Source organism: Acinetobacter bereziniae, from assembly GCF_016576965.1.
Taxonomy (GTDB): domain Bacteria; phylum Pseudomonadota; class Gammaproteobacteria; order Pseudomonadales; family Moraxellaceae; genus Acinetobacter; species Acinetobacter bereziniae.
The window spans coordinates 473989-497293 of the sequence record NZ_CP066119.1 but is presented as its reverse complement, the minus strand read 5'-3'; the positions used below and the strand labels follow the sequence as shown (position 1 = coordinate 497293).

The 23305-nt window shown below is 39.1% G+C and carries 21 protein-coding genes; 7 read left to right on the top strand and 14 right to left on the bottom strand.

What is annotated here, in order from left to right; all coding sequences use genetic code 11:
• Positions 1 to 215: 215 nt before the first annotated feature.
• The gene (locus tag I9192_RS02250; protein WP_005034156.1) at positions 216 to 992 is read right to left on the bottom strand and encodes an NAD(P)H-binding protein; all 777 of its coding nucleotides are present in this window, start codon (positions 990 to 992) and stop codon (positions 216 to 218) included.
• A 46-nt stretch (positions 993 to 1038) separates the two neighbouring features.
• On the opposite strand from I9192_RS02250, the gene recG reads away from it, so the two are divergent.
• Positions 1039 to 3084, top strand: a complete 2046-nt coding sequence (gene recG, locus I9192_RS02245; RefSeq protein WP_005034158.1) for an ATP-dependent DNA helicase RecG — start codon at positions 1039 to 1041, stop codon at positions 3082 to 3084.
• Between the two features lie 175 nt (positions 3085 to 3259).
• Positions 3260 to 3901, top strand: coding sequence for a ComF family protein (locus tag I9192_RS02240; RefSeq protein ID WP_005034159.1), 642 nt, complete (start codon positions 3260 to 3262; stop codon positions 3899 to 3901).
• A 45-nt stretch (positions 3902 to 3946) separates the two neighbouring features.
• Here the strand turns inward: I9192_RS02240 and I9192_RS02235 are convergent, their stop codons facing one another.
• Positions 3947 to 4342 carry an NUDIX hydrolase gene (locus tag I9192_RS02235; protein WP_010590771.1) on the bottom strand — a complete coding sequence of 132 codons (396 nt, stop codon included), beginning with the start codon at positions 4340 to 4342 and terminating at the stop codon, positions 3947 to 3949.
• Positions 4343 to 4462: 120 nt separating this feature from the next.
• Positions 4463 to 5059 (bottom strand): LOG family protein, encoded by a 597-nt coding sequence (locus tag I9192_RS02230; RefSeq protein ID WP_005034160.1) that lies wholly within the window; start codon positions 5057 to 5059, stop codon positions 4463 to 4465.
• A gap of 158 nt (positions 5060 to 5217) precedes the next feature.
• Between I9192_RS02230 and I9192_RS02225 the strand changes: the two genes are divergently transcribed.
• On the top strand, positions 5218 to 6231 hold the full coding sequence (locus I9192_RS02225) for a magnesium and cobalt transport protein CorA (protein WP_004825220.1): 1014 nt from the start codon (positions 5218 to 5220) through the stop codon (positions 6229 to 6231).
• 119 nt (positions 6232 to 6350) lie between these two features.
• On the opposite strand, the gene I9192_RS02220 is transcribed toward I9192_RS02225, so the two are convergent.
• The 9 genes from I9192_RS02220 to dxs all read right to left on the bottom strand — a co-directional run bounded on the left by I9192_RS02220 (position 6351) and on the right by dxs (position 15671).
• Complete coding sequence (locus I9192_RS02220) at positions 6351 to 6638, bottom strand: hypothetical protein (RefSeq protein ID WP_005034161.1); 288 nt, start codon at positions 6636 to 6638, stop codon at positions 6351 to 6353.
• Between the two features lie 34 nt (positions 6639 to 6672).
• A complete protein-coding gene (locus I9192_RS02215; protein WP_005034162.1) occupies positions 6673 to 7296 on the bottom strand; it encodes an MlaC/ttg2D family ABC transporter substrate-binding protein in 624 nt (207 codons plus the stop codon).
• A 20-nt stretch (positions 7297 to 7316) separates the two neighbouring features.
• Entirely contained in the window at positions 7317 to 7994 is a 678-nt protein-coding gene (gene mlaD / locus I9192_RS02210) for an outer membrane lipid asymmetry maintenance protein MlaD (RefSeq protein WP_004825227.1), read from the bottom strand.
• Positions 7994 to 8773, bottom strand: a complete 780-nt coding sequence (gene mlaE, locus I9192_RS02205; protein ID WP_004725633.1) for a lipid asymmetry maintenance ABC transporter permease subunit MlaE — start codon at positions 8771 to 8773, stop codon at positions 7994 to 7996. The genes mlaD and mlaE overlap by 1 nt, the downstream gene beginning before the upstream one ends.
• On the bottom strand, positions 8770 to 9588 hold the full coding sequence (locus I9192_RS02200; protein WP_004825229.1) for an ABC transporter ATP-binding protein: 819 nt from the start codon (positions 9586 to 9588) through the stop codon (positions 8770 to 8772). The genes mlaE and I9192_RS02200 overlap by 4 nt, the downstream gene beginning before the upstream one ends.
• 428 nt (positions 9589 to 10016) lie before the next feature.
• Entirely contained in the window at positions 10017 to 11885 is a 1869-nt protein-coding gene (locus I9192_RS02195; RefSeq protein WP_005034166.1) for a DEAD/DEAH box helicase, read from the bottom strand.
• Positions 11886 to 12231: 346 nt separating this feature from the next.
• A complete protein-coding gene (locus tag I9192_RS02190; protein WP_005034169.1) occupies positions 12232 to 12555 on the bottom strand; it encodes a hypothetical protein in 324 nt (107 codons plus the stop codon).
• Positions 12556 to 12805: 250 nt separating this feature from the next.
• Positions 12806 to 13636, bottom strand: coding sequence for an inositol monophosphatase family protein (locus I9192_RS02185; protein ID WP_004825232.1), 831 nt, complete (start codon positions 13634 to 13636; stop codon positions 12806 to 12808).
• Positions 13637 to 13766: 130 nt separating this feature from the next.
• Positions 13767 to 15671 carry a 1-deoxy-D-xylulose-5-phosphate synthase gene (gene dxs / locus I9192_RS02180; protein ID WP_005034172.1) on the bottom strand — a complete coding sequence of 635 codons (1905 nt, stop codon included), beginning with the start codon at positions 15669 to 15671 and terminating at the stop codon, positions 13767 to 13769.
• A gap of 317 nt (positions 15672 to 15988) precedes the next feature.
• Here dxs and ribA point away from each other — a divergent pair, with 317 nt between their 5' ends.
• On the top strand, positions 15989 to 16591 hold the full coding sequence (gene ribA, locus I9192_RS02175) for a GTP cyclohydrolase II (RefSeq protein ID WP_010590772.1): 603 nt from the start codon (positions 15989 to 15991) through the stop codon (positions 16589 to 16591).
• Between the two features lie 193 nt (positions 16592 to 16784).
• Here the strand turns inward: ribA and hemN are convergent, their stop codons facing one another.
• Positions 16785 to 18149: an oxygen-independent coproporphyrinogen III oxidase gene (hemN, locus tag I9192_RS02170; RefSeq protein ID WP_009586028.1), complete on the bottom strand. Its 1365-nt coding sequence runs from the start codon at positions 18147 to 18149 to the stop codon at positions 16785 to 16787.
• 276 nt (positions 18150 to 18425) lie between these two features.
• Between hemN and hemF the strand changes: the two genes are divergently transcribed.
• From hemF to aroE, 3 genes are all read left to right on the top strand, one after another.
• On the top strand, positions 18426 to 19367 hold the full coding sequence (gene hemF, locus I9192_RS02165; RefSeq protein ID WP_005034177.1) for an oxygen-dependent coproporphyrinogen oxidase: 942 nt from the start codon (positions 18426 to 18428) through the stop codon (positions 19365 to 19367).
• Between the two features lie 238 nt (positions 19368 to 19605).
• Positions 19606 to 19812, top strand: a complete 207-nt coding sequence (locus I9192_RS02160) for a hypothetical protein (RefSeq protein ID WP_004825243.1) — start codon at positions 19606 to 19608, stop codon at positions 19810 to 19812.
• Between the two features lie 157 nt (positions 19813 to 19969).
• Entirely contained in the window at positions 19970 to 20758 is a 789-nt protein-coding gene (aroE, locus tag I9192_RS02155; RefSeq protein ID WP_005034179.1) for a shikimate dehydrogenase, read from the top strand.
• 105 nt (positions 20759 to 20863) lie between these two features.
• Here the strand turns inward: aroE and I9192_RS02150 are convergent, their stop codons facing one another.
• Complete coding sequence (locus I9192_RS02150; protein ID WP_200150085.1) at positions 20864 to 23263, bottom strand: hypothetical protein; 2400 nt, start codon at positions 23261 to 23263, stop codon at positions 20864 to 20866.
• Positions 23264 to 23305: the final 42 nt, after the last annotated feature.

Sequence of the window (23305 nt, the reverse complement as noted above, 5' to 3'; positions counted from 1 at the left end):
GGGTATTAGGATGTACCCCTCGCTCAACGGAAGATTTTTGTTACTTTTCATCTCTGAAAAGTAAAGTATCGCCTACGCAAAACAATTTAAACTTTAGAGCTAAAGTGTGGCTGTGCAAGCTTTATATCATCAAACAATATATTGATCGCTTTAATTTTATTGATCAAGAGAAATGATATTCTACTGTATGAATTTTTCAACAGATTGACTATATCTTAATGCATTAATTTAAACCCACTTGCCAACACCCTCTCCGCAAAAATTTTCTTTCCCGACTCCCGATCACTTTCTAAAGCCAACTCGGATAAATTCAATTCGCGCTGAAGATTTAAAATTTTTTCATGCAAAGGTTGCGGCTTATTATTTGTACAAATATATGATTTTTCAGGATGTTCCACGTGAAGCAAATACGCTAAGAAATTGGCAAGATCATCAATATGGATTCGATTTGACCAATGAATATTTGGATAACTTCGAGTCGTTTCTGCAAGTTTTGCCATTCTCATTGTAGACATGCCATAAATTCCTGTCGGTCGAACAATCACACATTCAACAGGGTAAGCCTGTCTCCACAATTGTTCCATTTCTAGCAGTAAATGACCTTGTTCATCACTCGGAATAATTACAGAATCATCGGTGATTACTTCACCCTGATTTTCTCCATACACCCGTGTAGATGACACCACGATGATACGTTTCACTGGATGATTTCTCAGTGCCTTGACGATGGGTTGTACAGAATCTACATAGGTGTGCTGATACATGTCTAAGGCATTGAGCGAAGTATTTCGAGAAGGTGCGAGTGCGACATAGACCGCATCCACAGCTTGAATATGTGACAAGTCGAGTGCATGAATATCCTGCATCAAGTGCTGAGCAAAATCATCCGCTTTCGGGCTACGGCTAACTGTGGTAATTTGGTGATCTTGCTGAAATAATTGTTTAGCAACACGTTGTGATGTTTTACCATAACCTACAAATAGAATATGCATGACACGACCTATTCTTCAAAATCAATCAAACTTAAGCTGAGGGGACATGGCAGCAGTTCATCAATTACAAGGGGTTGGCAATGCCGCAGCTACCTTACTTGAAAAACTGAATATTTTCACAACAGATGACTTGCTGTTTCATTTGCCACGGGATTATGAGGATCGTAGCACGATCATTGCCATGAACCAATTACAGGTAGGTCGGAGTTACTTGTTAGAAGGTGTTGTTAAATCTATCGACATGCCACCTGGTAAACGTAAATCCATGGCGATTTTATTACAAGATGACTTTGGCAAAGTCACGCTACGCTTTTACCATGTTTATAAAGCTTTAACTGATCGAGCGAAAGCAGGCAATCGCTTAAGAATATTTGGTGAAGTGCGAGTCGGTGCGCGTGGCTTAGAACTTTATCACCCAGAAATACAACTGATTACCGAACATACACCGCTTCCTAAAACACAATTAACGGCAATCTATCCCGCTACAGAAGGTTTAACCCAGCCAAAATTACGTGAATATGTCAAACAGGCACTGAATCAACATGCAGATGAGCTTCCTGAATTATTGCCAGAAAAATTCACCAATGGTTTTGCGCTCAAAGAAGCACTGGAATATATCCATCACCCTCCCGTGAATGCCAACATGCTACAGCTTGCGCAAGGTGCTCATCCTGCTCAACAACGTCTGATTTTTGAAGAACTGGTTGCACACCAAATTAGTTTGCTCACTCGACGGGCATATATTCAACAAATTGCGGCCCCATCTTTTTCGCCAAGCAAAAAATTTGCCAAAGCCCTGTTGGCAAGTTTGCCCTTTGAAATGACCGATGCGCAAAAACGTGTATCGAATGAAATCGCCAAAGACCTGAAACAAAATAAACCGATGTTACGCCTTGTACAGGGTGATGTGGGTGCAGGTAAAACATTGGTTGCAGGTGTTGCTGCTTGTCATGCTTTGGAAGAAGGTTGGCAAGTTGCACTGATGGCACCGACTGAAATCCTAGCAGAACAGCATTATTTAAACTTTAAAAAGTGGTTTGAACCTTTAGGCTTAAATGTTTCTTGGCTCTCAGGCAAACAAAAAGGTAAAGCACGTACAGCAGCTGAGCAGACGATTAAGGATGGAACAGCCAATGTTATTGTAGGTACCCATGCCTTATTTCAGGACAATGTTGAATTTTCTAAACTTGGTCTAGTGATTATTGATGAGCAACATCGTTTTGGTGTAGATCAACGTCTGGCGCTACGCAATAAGGGCGTGGATAACACCACTCCTCATCAACTGGTCATGACAGCCACCCCGATCCCTCGCACACTGGCAATGTCTGCCTATGGTGATTTAGATACCTCTGTCATTGATGAACTTCCACCAGGACGAACACCGATTCAGACCGTCACGATTCCACTTGATCGACGTGAAGAAGTATTAACAAGAATTGCTACCAATTGTGCTGAGGGTAAACAGGCGTACTGGGTCTGTACACTGGTTGAACAATCTGAAACCTTGGATGCACAAGCAGCAGAAGCAACTTATCAAGAAATTAAACAACGCTTTCCAAACCTCAATATCGGTTTAGTGCATGGCAAAATGAAAGCTGACGACAAACAAACTGTAATGCAGCAATTCAAAGACAATGAATTACAACTTTTAATTGCCACTACAGTGATTGAAGTGGGTGTCGATGTGCCCAATGCATCGATTATGGTGATTGAAAATGCTGAACGGCTTGGGCTTTCACAACTCCATCAATTACGTGGACGTGTAGGACGTGGTGCAACAGCAAGTTTCTGTGCACTGCTTTATAAAAACCCACTGTCTCAAAATGGACAAGAACGGTTAAGAATTATGCGTGAAACCAATGATGGATTCATCATTGCCGAAAAAGATTTAGAAATCAGAGGTCCTGGAGAATTACTGGGAACAAAACAGACTGGAGATATGGGATTTAGGGTTGCCAAACTTGAACGAGATGACCATTTGCTCAATCAAGCGCATTATGTGGCTGCCCAAGTACTTAAAGATTTTCCAGAAAGTGCAGAAGCATTACTCAAACGTTGGCTCCCTGAAGCACCGCGATATGCTTATGTTTAACATAACGAAAATAGAATGATTTAGGCTTTCGACTACGCTAGGATTTTGCAATACAATTTTCACAATCGTGATGATTTATCGTCTTTATGGATGTCGTCGAATGAAAAGTTTTTATTTGAAATTGCTGATATGAATGGATCATCGCTGAAGTTTGATCAAATAAAGATTAGAAAATATGCTCCAATTTATCCATCAACTGCTCCATAAAGGCGTTCAATATATTTCTCCATGCTTACTGTGCGGCATTGACCAACAACAAGCTCACTCCTTATGTCAGGACTGTTGGAATCAACTCCCTTGGTACAAACAATCCATAGAGCGACATGAACAACAAATACTTTGCGCACATCACTATGATTTCCCAATTGATCGCATCATTCAAACTTATAAATATGAGCAACAATTACAATATCAAAACGTGCTTGCACATAGTTTATTAAACTTAAGATTTTCTAGAGTTCAAGCGATTGTTCCCATGCCCATTTCAACAGAGCGCCTTAAAGAACGGGGTTATAACCAAATGTTGATTGTGGCTAAAATTATGGCAAAACAATTAAAAATTCCTGTTTGGCAACCCGTGGTTCGACAAGCTCAACATTCACAAAAAGGCTTAAGTCGAGTTGAACGACTGGAAAACATTGAGCATCAATTTCGAACCATTCAATCCGAAAAGAGAAAATATAAAAAAGTATTGATTGTGGATGATGTGGTCACAACAGGAAGTTCAATTCATGCCCTCACCCAAGCTTTACAACGCTTGGGCTGTCAGCAGATTTCCAGTCTTTGTATTGCAGCAGCACATCCTTCTCTGAAATGATCATTGCAATAATTTAAAGAATAATGCTTTTTAAATTCATTTGACTTAGCTTAAAAAATTTTCCTTACACCAAGGGATCACCACTTCTCTTGTTAAGGGTGCCAATAACGTCTGTTGATCGTCTAAATCAATCCACTTCATTTCAGCAATTTCTGCATCAATTTTGGGTGCATCAGGTAAATTAACTTGATAGACATAACTCACCAACTGATGCCCTGCCTCATTCGCAGCTGAAGTTTCAAATCGACCAATATAGTGTTTAATCTCAGCTTGAACACCTATTTCCTCTGCGATTTCACGTAACATGGTCTGTTCAGGTGCTTCATTTGGTTCCAACTTCCCACCAACTTGCATAAAAAACTGTGTATTCTTTTTTCGTACCAGTAATAATTGATTTTGATTATTTAAAATCACAGCGGCAGCTACAGTAATTACATTCATCATTCTAAGGAACATTAAAAAACACAATATATTGTGACATTAATAAAATTAAAAACAATATATTGTGTTTTAAAAATTAGCGAAACAAACTGAATAAAGCACTAACCAGTAAATTAAGTTTTAATCTAATTTTACCAATTCTTCGCGCTCTTTAACGCCCCACTTTGGTTCTGGTGCTTGATAGGCTTTAAACTGAGCCAAAATATCCTCAATTGATCCAGAATGAATCAATTGATCTGTAAATCTTGCCTTAGAAAATCCTTTGTCTGTGGTCAACTGTATAAATTTCAACAAATCATCATAAAACCCTTCAACATTTAAAAATGCACATGGTTTTAAATGAATGCCGAGTTGCGCCCAAGTCCATTGTTCAAAAATTTCCTCAATCGTCCCTGCACCACCCGGTAATGCAATAAAGCCATCAGACAATTCAGACATTTTTGTTTTACGTTCATGCATATTTTTCACAATATGAAGTTCAGTGAGCCCGGGATGTGCCAGCTCACGATCCACAAGACCTTGAGGAATCACACCAATTACCTGACCACCTGCCGCCAATGCGCTGTCAGCGACGATCCCCATTAAGCCTGAACGTCCACCACCATAAACCAATGTTTGACCATGCTTGGCGATAGTTTCACCAGTCAGTTGTGCAACATCAGCAAAAATCTGATCTGTACCTAAAGATGAACCACAAAAAATAGCAATAGAATTCATAAATTTAACCTAATTTTAATTTAGTCATGCTAAAAATATAGACGAACAATAAAGATTTTTTTTACAAAAGAGCGTTGTAAGCAGTGTTTTTCCTAAAATCCTTGTCTAAAATACACACATCAAATTGACACCACACTGCGCAAGGGAGAAAAGACACAATGCTTGAAGCCTTTTACGCCACTGAGCGCGGTAGCTTAGAAGATGCAACCATTAATGGTGGATTCGACCTACATCCTGAATTGGTTTGGGTTGATCTTATTGCACCTTCACAAGAAGAACAAGAATGGGTTTTAGATGCCTATGAGCAAAACTTACCAACCCTCAAATCTTTAGAAGACATTTCATCTTCTGCACGATTTTACCGTGATGATGATGGTATTCTACATATCAGTACGTATTTTTTAACAAAAAATAAAAATTACCAAGTTGAGGGTGATCCAGAAGACACCTCGAATATGCTGGCGAATGTACAAACCGTTGCTTTTATCTTGCATAAAGAGCGTTTATTTACTTTGCGCGGAGAGAAACTGGTTGCCTTTCGCGCCTTCCGTGCACGTGCTCGACGTAATGATTATGAAATCGACTATAAAGATCCAACTTGGATTCTTCTCGGTTTACTCGAAGCGAAACTTGATGAGCTTGCGGATATCTTGGAAGATATCCACAGAGATTTAGAACTGTACTCTACTGAAGTCCTCAACGTACGTCATCGTGAGATGATTCTCGACCTTGATGACATGATTACACGTCTTGCACAGAAAGAGGACATGCTTGGAAAGGCACAGCTCTGTTTAATTGATTTACGCCGTGTTCTCACCTTCTTATCGCGTCCTCGTGCATTGGGTAGTCATATTTATGATGCTGATATCCGAGAGTTAAGCGAAGACGTACGTTCTCTTGTTGAACATGATGCCTTCCTGTTTCAAAAAGTCCGCTTCTTACTCGACACGACTTCTGGATTCATTAACACAGAACAGAACGATACGATTCGTCGATTCTCGATTTTACCCAGCATGCTTGCACCACCCATGTTGATCGCCAGCATCTATGGAATGAACACTGAAATTCTTCCTTTTGCGCATGGGCATTGGAGTTTCTACGTTGTTATTTCATTGTTGATCGCATTTTTTGTTGGTCCATTGGCTTACTTTAGATGGAAAAAATGGATCTAAAACTGGTGGGTTATATGACTTTTTCAGCATAAGCGATGAATATTTTAATCAGTATTTTAGGACACAAAGTTCAATTCAATAAAAAAGCACCTGATGGTGCTTTTTTATTGAGAAGTGATTTAAATCAATTTCAAATCATCTTGCAAATGACAAGCCTGAATGATTTTCATCATTTTTTCTGGCACTGCTTTAAATTGTAACCCTTGTAAATCAGGGGTTTGACGCAGCCATTGTACAAAGACAGACAGTGCAAGCGTACTACCATGTTCAAGCTGAGACAGATTTACCGTCAATGGAAAGTTTTTCTCACTTTGAATAACTTTCAAGCCATTTAAATAATAACTTTCCGCATTTTCATAAGCAACTTTACCACTGACATATAATTCCTGATTCTTAAATTCAATCACTTGCTTACACCTATCTTAGCTCAATGAGATACGCTTATTTTTTTACAGCAGCATCTGCATCTGGTTTAAATGTCGCAATGGCTTTATCGATATTACCGCCATTACGTTGCACATTTGCCGCAAATTGATTACGGAATTGCAAACCTAGATCAATACCAGACACATTTAAATTACGCACTTTCCATTGGCTACCTGCATCAGATAATTGGAAAGAAACTGGAATTTTTTCACCGTTGTTATTGAAATCAATCGTCACAACAGGGAATTTGCTATTGGTCGCTTTATAAGGACGCATTGTATAGGTCTGGTTTGAATACTTCGCAAAAGCACTACCATAGTTTTCAATCAAGGTATTACGGAAGTTTTGTTCAAATTGAGCACGTTGCGCTGGCGTACTGTTATTGGCATAAGTCCCCATCACGATACGTGTAAAAGCTTGACCATCTACAAACGGATCAAGATTCTGACGGACAATCGCTTTCACCGCAGCTGGATTATTTTGTAATTTACCATGCTCTGCTTTTAGGCGTGAAATCAAACCATCAGCAACACGTTTAACAAAGGCAGGCGGTGCTTCCGCTGGCGCAGCTTGAACAGCTGTAGCGACCATCGTAGCCAAAACACTTGCAGTCAAAGTTTGTTTTAATAACATATTCATTTCAATAACTCCTCTAATGCTTATTCAACGAATGAAGTTTGAGCATCAGTTGTTTCAGTGGATGCAGATGTGTCTTTAGCATCTGATGCGCCAGTCGATGTCTTTCCAGCACCACCCGTAATAAATTTGGTAATCAAATCTTCTAGATCCATCGTACCTTGTGTATTGGCAATACTTTCACCGCGTTTAATATAGTTAATGCCGCCACCAGGAACGATTTTCAAATATTTTTCGCCTAAAAGACCATTGGTTGCGACCATTATGTAAGCATCTTCATCAATATTTGTGATGGATTTCATGTTACTTAAAAGTTGTGTTTCCATTTCTTTTTGTTTCTCAGGCGTAGCTGCCTGATAATCTGCACTGTAATGCAAATCACCTAAAGCATTTTCTTTGACTTTTTTCAGCTGCTCAGCATTAAACGTCGTCAATGAACCATCTAAATCAAATTTAACTGTCGCTTGACGGGTCACTGGATCAAGTGTAATTGCATCAACTTGACCAATTTTAACACCACTCATTGTAACTTTTGCACGTGGTTTTAAACCATTCACATTGTCAAATGTTGCAGTCATTTCATAACTGTCTTTTAAGTTTGTGCCGACCAAGCCACTCACTTTCATTGCTAAAAAGAATAGAGCGATACCAAAGATGATGACAAAAACACCTACGGTCAACTCACTAGTACGTGATTTCATTAAACACCTCCGAACATGACCGCAGTCAACACGAAATCAAAACCTAAAACACATAGTGATGAATACACAACAGTACGTGTTGTAGATGTTGCGATTCCCTCAGATGTTGGTTCACAGGCATAGCCTTGATACACCGCAATCCAAGTACAAATTAAAGCAAAGACTAAACTTTTGATGATGGTGCCGTTAAAGACATCTTTCATAAACTGGGTGCTGCTTAAAATGCCACTCCAATACGAACCTTCGTCTGCACCTAGAAAATCCACACCAACCATTTTCCCGCCCATAATGCCGATTGCGGCGAAAATGACAGAAAGCATTGGTAAACTCACAATACCTGCCCATAAACGTGGTGAAATTACACGTTTCAAAGGATCAACACCGATCATTTCCATACTGGATAATTGTTCTGTAGCTTTCATCAAGCCTATTTCAGCAGTCAAAGCAGAACCTGCACGACCTGCAAAAAGTAAGGCAGCGACCACGGGTGCAAGCTCACGCAACAACGTCAAAGCTACAGCAGCGCCTAACATCGCCTCACTACCAAAAGTCACCAAAATGTTATACATCTGTAGACCTAGAACTGCACCGATAAATAAACCAGATACAGCAATAATCAACAAAGATAAAACACCGACACGATACATTTGATAAATGAACAGCTTTACGCCCAGTATTGTGGGAAGCGAAAATAAGATTCGCAACAACATCAGCATTGCTACACCAATGCCTTGAACACGTTCTAGAACGCGTCTACCTAATAAGGCAATAGCATTCATGAACTCACCTCATTGCTTAAATAAGCTTGATGGCTAAATTGATAATCCACAGGTCCTTCAACAGATCCTGTTAAAAATTGCTGCACAAATGGAGAAGCATGTTGTTTTAATTGCTCAGGCGTGCCTTCACCTTGTACTTTGCCTTCTGCCACCACATAAATATAGTCAGCGATAGACAATGTTTCATCCACATCATGTGAAACAATAATCGTGGTGAGATCTAGTGCTTCTCGTAATGAACGAATTAAACGCGTTAAAACGCCCATCACAATCGGATCTTGTCCGGCAAAAGGTTCATCATACATGATCAAATCTGGATCAAGCGCAATGGCGCGTGCCAGAGCAACACGTCGATTCATCCCACCTGAAAGCTCAGCAGGCATAAGTTTTTCAGCACCACGCAAACCGACTGACTCTAGTTTAAGCGCGACTAATTCTGCAATTAAATTTTCGGGTAAATGTGTATGTGCGCGAATTGGAAATGCGACATTTTCATAGACCGTCATATCTGTAAATAATGCACCACTTTGGAAAAGCATCCCCATACGTGCGCGAGCAGAAAAAAGCTCACTACGTGACATTGACGCAATGTTTTTTCCATCAAGTAATACTTGCCCCTCATCAGGGCTTAGCTGACCACCAATCAAACGCAATAAGGTCGTCTTACCCGTACCTGATGGACCCATGATTGCAGTAATTTGCCCACGACGAATTTTTAAATCCACGTTGTCGTAAATTACACGCTCACCACGGTTAAAACTTAAATTTTTGACTTCAATTAAAGCTTCAGCTTCGGAATGGCTTTGCTTATTCATAGCTGAACATTTTCCTGCATTTACCAGCTCAGATACTATACTCTGAAATATCTGTATTTTTTGTAATTAAAAGATAAAACTACGGCTTTAAACTCATATGTATTGTTTAAATAATATCATTTAAATCAAATGCATTGTTTTTTTACTTCTAAATTGCAGTGTTTTAATTGTACAACGCCAGCTTATTTGAAAATGAAGCTATAAAAGAAATAACCTACATTGGAAATCAATAAAGCTGAAAACATGTATAACATAATTGCCTCAAAAAAACTCATCGCCTTCATTTCAGACTCAATATCTCACAGAATAGAACAACCTAACTGTTTCATTAAATAAATTGAACTGCATCACATTTTATTTTACCAAATACTTTTCAACTTGCAATAAAAAACCAGCCGAATGGCTGGTTTTTTATTGCAAAGGCTTAATTAGTCATTGAATTTACGACGTGGACGGTCTGAGTTAAATTCACGCTTTGGACGATCTTCACCGCCAAAAGAACGTTTAGGACGGTCTGAATTAAACTCACGTTTTGGACGATCTTCACCACCAAAAGAACGTTTAGGACGGTCTTCAAAACCACCTTCACGGCGTGGACGATCTGAGTTAAATTCACGACGTGGACGATCTTCACCAAAAGAACGTTTAGGACGGTCACCGAAGCTACCTTCACGACGTGGTTTATAATCTACACTGTTGCCACGGTTGTCATCATTGAAACGCGGTTTATCATTAAAACCACCTTCACGACGTGGACGATCTCCGAAGCCACCTTCACGGCGTGGACGATCTGAATTAAATTCGCGACGTGGACGATCTTCACCACCGAAAGAACGCTTAGGACGGTCTTCAAAACTACCTTCACGACGTGGGCGATCCGAATTAAATTCGCGACGTGGACGGTCTTCACCACCGAAAGAACGCTTAGGACGATCTTCGCCATAAGATGGACGATCACCACGAGGTTTGTCATCGAAGCTACGACGTGGACGATCATCACCGCCTTCACGACGTTTGAAGTTTGATTCACCTTCAAAACGACGTCCGCCACCGAAACCACCACGACCGCCATCACGACGACCACCGCCGTTACGACCACGACCACCATCACGACCACCACGTGCAGGAGGTGGAGATGGCTCTAAACCTTCGATTTCAGAAACACTTAAACGCGCTTCCAAATAATCTTCTAAAGCACGAATTTTTCCGCGCTCACGGTAAGTCGCTAAAGTGATTGCTTTACCTGTACGACCTGCACGACCTGTACGACCGATACGGTGTACATAATCTTCGTTCTTCATTGGAAGACCAAAGTTAATTACGTGTGAGATTGTTGGTACGTCAAGACCACGTGCTGCTACATCTGTAGCAACAAGGATTTTTGCACGACCTTCACGGATACTACGTAAACGACGATTACGTACAGTTTGTGGCATAGCACCATGAAGCGCAACAACAGAAAGACCCGCTTCTGCAAGCTCTTCAGCCAACATATCTGTATCTTCTTGAGTTGATGCGAATACAACTGCTTGATCGACGTCTTCTTCATTTAACCAATGGGTAAGCAATTTTTTCTTATGCTCAAAACCATCAGTCCAATGTAAGGTTTGGGTAATGTCGGTATTGGTAGAATGACCTGTTTCAATTGCAATACGTTCTGGATCATTCATCATGCGTTCAGCAAGGTTAATGATACGTGGTGCAAATGTTGCAGAGAACATTAATGTTTGTTTACGATTTAAAGCCAAATCACTAATTGCTTCTAGGTCTTCAGAGAAACCTAAATCAAGCATACGGTCAGCTTCATCTACAATCAAAGCATCAACTGAATCAAGTTTGATTTGACGACGGTTCACAAGGTCAAGTAAACGACCTGGAGTTGCAACAACAACTTGTGCACCTTTTAATTGTTGGATTTGCTTACCAAAAGGCATACCACCCATAATCGCAGCAACACGTACACCTTTCATGTGACGTACAAATGCAATCGCATCTTGACATACTTGTTGTGCAAGTTCGCGAGTAGGTGAAATCACCAAAATATTCGGTTGAGTGACTGCTTTCATACGTTCTTTAAATGGTACAAATGTATCTTGACCAGCTAAAGCATTTAACGTTGGGAGTAAGAATGCAGCAGTTTTACCAGAACCAGTTTGGCTTGATACTAAAAGGTCTTTGCCTTCTAAAGCCGCTGGGATAGATAATTCTTGAACAGGAGTCGGTGTAGTAAAACCAAGACTCTCGAGTGCTTTCTGTAGCGACTCGTCTAATGAAAATTCAGCAAAAGTTTTGCTCATAGAGATATTCACCCTAATGTGGGTGCTCCATTAATATATGGTCTGATGGACATCGGCAAAAAGCGGCACAGCAATAATCGCTGAAAATATAGAATCAGCGGCGATCCGAGAACGACGATGCGTATAACGCACATTTGATAACAGCCGCAACCTGAAGGAATCGCTTAAGCGATTGGGTGGGGCGCGAAATATTGTCCTCTCTTTGGACCGGACGCGCATACACAATATAGAAGAGAATGTTCAGGTAATGAACGAAATTTAGTGCGTGCGCGGAGTATAGCAGAATTTATAATAATGTCACGAAGTTTTATTGTTTTTTCCTGTATCATTCACTTACTGTGGCTCTTTATATAATTAAATAAAAAATATCACCTAAATTGTCGTGGCTATCCTCAATCAGACTTTTAACACTAGCAACCAAACTATCAACAGTGAACTCATGAATGATTATGGTATTTGCTTGCCAATAAAATGCACCAAAAGAATTCTCACCTGTTTGACTGTATCTTTGAATTAAATATTGGATATTTGCAATCGTTGTTGCACTCCCCCAATAACTTTTACCTTCTGTTTTAATCCAAAAATCTATGTTTTGCTGAGTAATATCATTGTTGGGAATTTGATGATGTGTTTCTATACTGAATTTTTCATTTTGATAAATTGTTTTCATAAGGTTTAGATTGTCTCAACACCTGTTATGAGTAATATATTTTTCTTTGTTCTCTCAATAAAAGCTTTAAACCCAATATTTCTTATTCAATTACAACATATAATATCTCTATCAATATCCATGCAGAAACAAATAAAAAAACAAGGAAAAGCAGTGTTTTTTGCTTTAACTTGTGTTTTAAAAATAACATAAAAAAGCCTTCATTCACATGAAGGCTTTTTAAAACTCAATCTACACAAATAATTAAAAATTATTTCGCAGCTTCGCCCCATGCTGGAACAACTTGTTGCATCAATGGTTTTAACAACTTCATAGAACAAGCGATAACTTGACCATTTTCCATTGATTCTGAACCACCACGAGCATCAACAACTGTACCGCCCGCTTCTTTCACAATCAATTCACCTGCCGCAATATCCCAAGGCTTTAAACCAAGTTCAAAATAAGCATCTAAACGACCAGCAGCAACATAAGCCAAATCTAATGCAGCAGAACCTGCACGACGATATTGTGCGCCAGCTTCAGTGACATTTAACAAAGATTCAAAGTGATTTTTTGCATAAGAAACAATTTCACCGTTACGTTTTGCACGATAAGCATGTCCTACACCAACAAAAGTATTTTCAAGGCTGTCTTTAACATTTACGCGAATACGGCGTTGATTCAACATAGCACCGCGACCACGGCTTGCTGAGAATAACTCATCTTTTACAGGGTCATAAATAACACCGTGTTGAGTTACACCTTTATGTTGAACTGCAATAGATACACAGAAATGTGGAAAACCATTGATAAAGTTTAAAGTGCCATCAAGTGGATCGATCACCCAACACCAATCGGCATCGTGACCTTTACCTTCTTGTAGACCAAATTCTTCACCAAGGAAGCTGTGATTTTTATAACTTTTACGAAGTGTATCAATGGTAAGTTGCTCAATGTAACGGTCTACACGAGTCACAGGACCATCAATCCCTTTTTCTTCGACTTGTAGATCGAGTTTATGACGATTTTGATGCGCTTTTAAAAGCTCTTGACCAACTAATTGAGCCGCACGCGCAGCCATCACCACCATAGGTTCCATTGAACACCCACTACAAATTTGAAGATACTGATAAAGAATAATGCATAAAAGCGCAGGCATTTTAACAAATATCTGCGCTTTTTGGGAAATTTTGTTTCTAAAATTTTACATATTGAGTTTTTACAGTCATTTAAACATGTTGAACAAGTTTCAACCATGTCTGCTGAATTGAGTTTTTGATGCCATCCGCATCTAGACCACAGTCTTGAAGCATTTCAGTATGAGTTGCTTGAGCCAGAAACTCATCAGGTAAACCTAAGTTTAAAATCGGTTTTATGATTTGAGCATGTGCTAAAAATTCATTCACCGCACTTCCTGCACCTGCCATGACAGCGTGTTCTTCCACGGTAACAAATAAACTGGTTTTATCCACCAAATCACGAATGATCTGCTCATCTAGTGGTTTAACAAAACGCATATTCACCACACGAACGGCAATATCCAGTTGTTGAGCAAGCTGTTTAGCTGCCTCCAAGGCAGGCTGGACACGACTACCAAATGCTAAAATACTCATACCTTCATCATGTTCAGTATTGAGTTCTAATAATAATTCGGCTTGACCAATTTCAAGCTCAGTCAGTTGTTGCTGGATTTCAACCCCTAAACCATTTCCTCGTGGATAACGCACAGCCGTAGGACCTGGATATAAATAGGCAGTGTGCAACATCTGACGACATTCGTTTTCGTCTTTTGGTGCCATGATCACCATATTCGGTACTGTACGCATATAAGCATAATCATAAGCGCCAGCATGAGTCGGTCCATCTTCTCCAACCAATCCCGCACGATCAATACCAAAGGTTACATCGAGATTTTGCAAAGCAACATCATGTATCAATTGATCATAACCACGTTGCAAGAAGGTCGAATAAATTGCAACAACAGGTTTTAAGCCTTCACAAGCCATACCTGCTGCTAAAGTGACTGCATGTTGCTCTGCAATCGCGACATCAAAGTAGCGTTCTGGGAATTGTTTGGCAAACTGCACCATCCCCGAACCTTCACACATCGCTGGTGTGATCGCTAACAATCGTTGATCTTGTTTGGCTTCATCACATAACCATTGCCCAAATACATCTGAATATTTCGGCGCTGAATTTTTAGCAGGCGAAGCATGCGTTTTACCGATCGCATGATATTTGATTTGATCAGCTTCGGCAGGTGCAAAACCTTTACCTTTTACCGTATATACATGGATTAAACGTGGACCTTTACGTTTTTTCAATGCATTGAATACTTGTACCAACTGCTCAACATCGTGACCATCAAATGGACCAAAATAATCAAAGCCAATTGCTTTAAATAAATTATCGGCTGCATCTGTTGCTGACTGGTGTAAACGAGAATTGTAGTCCCACTCTGGACAGTCTTGAACAAAAGCTTGCCCCTCTTCATCAATATTGATGAATTGCCCTTGTTCCCAAATTGCAGCCAAATGCTTTGCAAAACCGCCTGTGCTACACGAAATAGACATATCATTGTCATTCAGTACCACAATCAAATCAGCATTGTGTGCAACAGCATCATTCATGGCTTCAAAAGCCATACCTGCCGTCATCGCACCATCCCCCACAATCGCCACGACTTCACAAGGATCTTTTTGATAACGACGTGCTAACGCCATACCTAAGCCCGCTGAAATCGCAGTTGAAGAGTGACCAACACCAAAAGTGTCAAACTCTGATTCTTCTCGTGCAGGGAAAGCAGCCAAACCATTTTTGGAACGAATCGTGGTTAATTGTTCACGACGACCAGTCAATGCTTTGTGTGGGTAAGCTTGATGCCCCACATCCCAAACTAGACGATCTTTAGGTGTTTCAAAGCAATAATGTAAAGCGACAGTGAGTTCAATAACGCCGAGGTTTGCCCCAAAATGCCCGCCACTTTGTCCAGCAGCATACAAAATGAATTGACGCAATTCGTCTGCGACCTGCACCAATTGGCTTTGCTCAAGCTGACGTAATTGTTGAGGATGGTCTACTTCATCCAACAATGGCGTAACAGGACGTTGATTAGGTATTTCGGTATACAACATATGTGGCAAAGCCTTCTAAAGCCTGGCAAATCTAAGCTAGGTACACGGGTTAGCATGATTGTGAAAACAAATCATATCACATTCGATCAGCCACATTTATAATGATGCGTCATTGGAGACTTCCAAGTCAGCAAGTGTGCTCTTGGTGTCAATTATCATGAATAATCTATCTATATATCAACTATTATCGTGCGCTTTATACAAAAAAGAATTTTTTATCGCAAAGTTATCTATAAAAACATGCTTTTCAATTCTACCAATGTCCAAGCATTACGCTATACTTTAGCTAATTTCTAAACAAATAGATGGAAGATTCTGTGTCAATAGAGTTTGTTGCCACTTCAAAATTACCCACCGCTTATGGTGATTTTAAAATTTCTGTATTTCAAGATCCGTTGACAGGCGAAGAGCATGTTGCTCTTTCTAAGGGTTTAGAAATCGCTCCCACACATCCTGTTTTAGTTCGCATTCATTCCGAATGCTTAACTGGTGATGCATTTGGCTCATTGAAATGTGACTGTGGTCCACAGTTACATAACACCATGAAAATGATGAATGAGGCAGGTCAAGGTGTAATTTTATATTTACGCCAAGAAGGTCGCGGAATTGGTTTAACCAATAAAATTCGTGCATATGCTTTACAAGACCAAGGTCATGATACTGTAGATGCCAATTTATTGTTAAACCTCCCTGCTGATGCTCGCCAATATGACATGTGTAGCATCATGTTGGATCATTTACAGGTTAAACAAGTCAAGTTAATCACCAATAATCCGTTAAAACTAAAAGCGCTAACAGATTTGGGTATAGACGTTGTTGATCGTGTTCCTTTAACTGTTGGCTTAAATAAATTCAATGAAGATTATTTAAAAACCAAACACGATCGTATGTCTCATATGTATGAGAAAGATGATTTTTAATCACTGATTCGTTGCAAGTATGTTTTTGAGAAATTGCTAAACGCAGTGATAAAAACCATCGTCTGCTTAATAGTCGGAGGTATGCACTATACCTCCTCTAACGTTTAAAGCCGTTTTAGCTCAGGATGTTTTAGCTCAGAATAGAGCCATCATAAAGATTGAGAATGATTAAAACAAAGGCATTAAGTTTTCATCAAATTGTCATTGAGAAAATCTGTGTTTCAGGCTTTCTTCGTTTTAAATGCAAATCAAAAGCCATACAAATATTACGAACAAAAGGCTTGCCTTGTTCAGTAATCACAATTCGATCTGTTTCAATTGTCAGCAAACCATCCTGTTGCATCTCGATAAGTTGCTCGATAACCTGAGCTCGTTCTGTGAAATCCATAGACGGCTCAGCCCATGATGTCTGAAAAGTACACATTAAATTTAAAATATGCTGACGAATTTTCAAGTCTTCAGCACTCAGTACATGACCTTTTACGACAGGAATTTCATCACGGTCTAGACACGCATAGTATGCTTCCAGGTCTTTTTCATTCTGAGCAAAGCTATACCAGCTATCACTGATCGAAGATATTCCAAGACCAATCATGAGTTGTGTTTTTGACGATGTATAGCCCATAAAGTTGCGATGCAGTGTACCCGCCTGAAAAGATTGATACATACCATCTTGTGCTAAGGCAAAATGATCCATGCCAATTTCATGATAACCATGCGCTAAGAGTTGCTTTTTACCCGCTTCATACAAGGTTCGCTTCACATCATCTTTTGGAACATCTTGATCTTTAAAACCACGCTGTCCATTCCCCTTAATCCAAGGTACATGCGCATAGCTATAAAAAGCCAAACGATCTGGCATAAGACTGTTGGTTAAATCAATTGTTTTCAAAACATCATTTAGATTTTGAAAAGGCAAACCAAAAACCAGATCATGTGAAATTGAACGATAGCCAATCTCACGCGCCCACTGTGTGACATTGGCAACCTGCTCAAAAGGTTGAATACGGTGAATGGCTTTTTGAACAGTATCGTTATAGTCTTGCACACCATAGCTTACGCGGCGGAATCCGAGATCATACAATGCTTGCAAATGCGCACGTGTTGTATTATTTGGATGTCCCTCAAAACTAAATTCATAGTCTTTCGCAATATCAGCTTTGGCTAAGACACCTTGAATAAGCTGTTGTAAATGCTCTATTGAAAAAAAAGTCGGTGTACCACCACCCAAATGAATTTCTTTAATGATGGGTTTTTCTTGAAGTAATTGACAATACAAATCCCACTCTTTTAAAACGGCTTGGATATAAGGTTGCTCCATTTCATGCCGTTTGGTCACTTTCTTATGACATCCACAGAAAGTACATAAACTCTCACAAAACGGTAAATGGATATATAAGCTAATGCCCTCACTTTGATTAGACTCGTCAAAAGAACGCTTTAGGGTCTGTTTCCATTGTTGCAATGAAAAAGAACTTTCATCCCAATACGGAACTGTTGGATAACTGGTATAACGTGGACCAGCCACATTATATTTCTGAATTAAAGAACAACTCATATTTACTGCTCAGTACCATATTAAGATTTACAAACCTATAAATGCACACGAGTGCCTCTATCCTCAATCCATTGTGCTGAGCTTAAACATAGATTTCAACCTAGCGAATTGCTCGGGATTTTTTGTAAAAGACTTGAAACAGTCAATAATATTCTTATGCATTGAATCCAGTAGCAAAAGTATTCAAAAAAACATCTTCTTTTTTCAATGGTTTTCTTTTTTAATGGTTTTATGCTTTGATGTATAAAATCATTTTGTGCGCCTTTGAGGATCGTCATGCAAAACCCAACCTCTGAAGATATTCAACGTGTTCGTACGTTTCTTGTCGATTTACAAGCGCGAATTTGTTCAGCTTTGGAACAACAAGAACAATTAGGTCAAGGGACTGCAAAATTTGAAGTAGATGACTGGCAACGACCTGAGGGTGGCGGTGGTCGTTCCCGCGTTTTACAGAATGGGACAGTAATCGAAAAAGGTGGTGTGATGTTCTCGCACATCAATATTTCAAAACTACCTGCTTCTGCGACTGAGCGCCATCCTGCTATAGCAGGAGCTAAAGCTCAAGCATTAGGCGTATCCTTGGTGATTCATCCCAAAAATCCAAATGTTCCGACCTCTCATGCCAATGTTCGCTTATTCGTCGCTGAACCCGAAGGTCAAGAGCCAATTTGGTGGTTTGGAGGTGGTTTTGATCTGACACCATTTTATCCCAATCAAGAAGACGTATTGAGTTGGCATCAAAGCGCATTTGATTTATGCAAACCCTTTGGAGAAGAAGTCTATACAGAACATAAGCAATGGTGTGATGATTATTTCTATTTAAAACATCGAGATGAACAACGTGGTGTTGGTGGCTTGTTTTTTGATGATTTAAATCAGTGGGATTTTGAAAAATGCTTTGAATATATGCAAGCTGTGGGTAACGGTTATTTAAAAGCCATCTTGCCTATTTTTCAACGCAATCAAGATAAACCCTATACCGAAGCCCAACGAGATTTCCAGTTGTATCGTCGTGGTCGTTATGTTGAGTACAACCTCGTCTATGACCGAGGCACTTTATTTGGTTTACAAACGGGGGGGCGCATTGAATCTATTTTAGTCAGTATGCCACCGCTTGCGGCATGGTCTTATCGTCCTGAATGGGACGAACAGAGCCCAGAAAAACAATTAACCGAATATTATTTAAAACCTCATGATTGGTTATCTATACTCAAATGACCTAAAACAATTAAAAAAAGCTACCCAGTCACATGAGGTAGCTTTTTTATGCTTCATCAAAATAAGTTTTGAAAGATTTACTCACAATTAAGATGAGAATGATTCACAATAACGCAGCTTTTTTAATTTAAATTAACCTTAAACTCGGCTACTATAGCAGACTTAAAATTTCCTTAATTTTTTCGATAAATTTATATTGAATATCAGAAGATTATAGCAGTTAACGCGAGAGGTTGATATGAGGAATTTATTAGAAAATCATAAACTTACACTTTCAGTAGGCATTCTGTTTTTACTGGTGTGTTCTGTTTCAACCACAATCATCTCTACCAATGATTTATCGGATAGTATTTCAATTACTTCCAGTGTTGTTTTATCGATTGGTTTTGTTGTCGTTTTTGCGATGATTTTTCTCGATTTTCTAGAATCTGTATGTAATCCATAATTCAAAAATAATTTCTCTTTTTTTTTAAATCTTAACAATCAAAATATAACGATTTAATCCCAAAGTACGCCAAGATACTTTTTGTTGTCTTCAACGTTTTCCCGTATATTGTTGCCACGCCTTAAAAATCAATATTATCAATACTTGGACATTGGACATGAGCAAACAATTCGCAGTCATTGGCAATCCGATTGAACATTCTCGTTCTCCTGAGTTACATCATGCTTTTGCAAAGAAAACAGGTATTGATCTGAATTACAGCAGACGTCTAGCCCCACTAGATGGTTTTGAAAGCAGTGTGCATGAGTTTTTCTCTCAAAATGGCGTAGGAATCAATGTCACAGTTCCTTTTAAAGAACAAGCTTTTGCCATGTGCACGCAACTTACTGAACGCGCAAAAATTGCCAAAGCTGTAAACACGCTATGGATGGAAAATGGTGAGCTACATGGAGACAATACAGATGGTCAAGGTCTGGTCGATGCCATTAAAGCTTTGGATTGGGACTTAAAGGATGCAGACTTGCTGATTATTGGTGCAGGAGGTGCAACTCGAGGTGTGATCTATCCGTTGGTAAAAGCAGGGGTAAAAAAAATCGTGATCGCCAACCGTACACTTGCTCGTGCTGAACAATTGGTTGCAGACTTAGCAGACAGCGTGCCTGAAGCACAGCTGATGGCTTGTAGCTTAACAGCATTACAGGGGCAATTTGATCTTGTTATCAATGCGACCTCAGCAAGCCTAAGTGGTGACGCCCTTATACTCCCTGAAACATTAACATTTAATCATGCATATGAAATGGCATATGGCAAAGCATCAAGTTTTATTGAACAAGCCAAAGCACGTCAAGTTCCAAGCTCGGAAGGTTTTGGTATGTTGGTTGGGCAAGCAATAGAGGCATTTTATATCTGGAATGGTGTCCGTCCAAATCTAAAAGATTTTCTCTGAATGTATACTGATGTATAAGCTCTGTAGAATGCTTATCTAGGACAGAATAAGCATCAAAAAAAGAACCTCTATTGAGGTTCTTTTTTATCAATCGCTACAAGACAATTACTTTAACTTGGCATCACTCAATGCCTGATAAGCTTGCTTGAATAAGTCATAATCAATAAATTCATTAGAATCAACATTCAATGTCGATACGACTTGATCATTAAACTTATTATTTTTAAATGCAACATAAGATTTTGCTAAAACTTTTGCTGTTTTTATAAACTCTCCACGCTGAGACTTTTCAATCTCATTTTCTGCTTCAAACTTCTGCATGTAATATTGTGCAAACACAGCTTCGGTTGTTTTATATTTTTTAACTAAACCCTGCACCTCTAAAGTACTTTGTTTAGCTTTCCAGATTTTAGCAACAATCTCATCTACATCATTTCCAAGTTCATCATCATACTGATGATCATCTTCTAAATGATGCTTTTTCTGAAGTGCTTGAATTTGTTTTAAAGCCTGACCTTTTGGATTGTAGATCTCTTCATCAGAATATGCATATGCATAAATCGCAGCAATCTCTTGTAAATCTTGAACAGAATATTGCTTGATCAATTCAGGTTTTTGCGCAGTCAATTTTGCAATAAACACTGCTTTATAAGTTTTTTCATAAGACCCAGTTTGTGTAAATACTTGTTCTGCCAATAGCGCTAAACGTTCATCTAAACTTAAGTATTTTTGCTCATCACTACGTTCTGAACCTGCAATGCCTCCTACAGCTTGTTGCATAATGCTGCCTTTAAAGATCTCTTTAAAAGGTTTCGCCTGTTTGAGAACATTTTGATCAATCTTGCTTGCATTGCCATAATTAAGGAATTGCATGTCCATTTTAATGTTTAACTTACGATTTAAGGTATCTAAATCTAAGCCCATATCATAATCTGCTTTAACTGCTCGTCCTTTATTGTCCAATGACAAATCAACGATCAGTGGGTTACGTTTGTCTGGAGCTGGCAAACTGCTTTCAATCTCAGTGAGATGTTGATTCCACAATTGTTTAAATTGTTGCGCATCGACCAACTGATCTTTCGCATAGCCATTAAATGTGCTGACCAATGCAGTCTTATTTTTCTCTCTCAACGCAGTATCTGATGAGGATTCTTTTTGTTGCTCACCTTTTAAGACGTCTATTTCGTAATGATATTGACAATACTCCACATCACCAAAACGAGGATTTGTTTTAGCTTTGGACAAATCTTCACATTGTTGCTCAGTTAAGATTTTTGTCGTATTGCCGTCTGCTGCAGCTTCAACAGTCTCATTTTCAGAATCACGCTCTTGATCAGCAGTCGCATCGTCTCCGTCATCTTCTACAGCAGCACGTGCTGCTTGTTCCGCATCATATGCTGCTTGCGATGCATCCCCTGCTTCTACTTCTTCCTCTAAACTTTCATGAGACTTACGATTGACGGCATTGTAAAGTTCATACATTGCGCTTGATGCATCATTGGCACTATCATCACTCGATGTGATGCCTGCTACCGCTTCATCTGCAGCTTTCATCGCTTCCTGAGCAGCTTCATAAGCCTCATCACTTACCTGACTGTCGCTACTCGGTCCTAGGATTTTTGCAATATTAGATTGATTCAATCCAAACACTGAATTCATCAAATATTGACGATTCACTGTAGAGTATAATTGCCCTTGTAAGAACATTTCTTCTACTGATGTATTTAAGCGAATTTTTTCAACGATTCCTGCTTGCTTGTCCGCAGAACTCACTGCAAGATTTTGAATTTGATGAGGCGGGGCAATTAAATATGAAGTTGCACCCGACTGTTTAAGCAACTCGATCAAGGCTTTGCCATTCACCTTGTTAATATCATCTTTATATTTTGAAAAATCATAATACGCATATTTGTCTTGATCTTGAGAATTTGCCAAATAAGGCATGATCGAAAAAATATGGGTATAGAATTTATAATTATTCATATCCAAAACTGTAGGAATACGCATTTCCACAGATAAATTTGGCTTTTTGTATTGTGTTTCTAAATTAAACGATGCCATTTTTTGGCGATAATTCACTGTTCCGTCGTATCGAATTTGCAAATCATTGACAATATTTTGAACAACATCTGCTCCCATGCCGACAAAACGACTGATATAGTTTGAATCCTGTTTCGCAATCGCTTGATAAAGTTCTTTTTTCTGTATATCTGTCAGTTTAATTTTTTGATCTTTTAAATACTGATTGACCTTTTTTTCAATGGCAGGATCTAGTTGCTTTGAATCCGTAGACTTTAGATTTTGATCTTTCTGTGGGCGATCTAAATGAACTTGAAATTGCCCACGATAATCAAAATTAGGATATTCATACAGCGCATTAAACCCTTGAATTGCACGTTGAGGAGCGTCTTGATCTGCATTTAAAGCATTACTTTTAATCACATGTGTTGAACATGCCGACAAACTCAAACCTAAAAGACATAATGTTAATTTTTTTAAATGCATGAGAGATTGACTCACTTCAATATTATAAAGATACTAAAAATA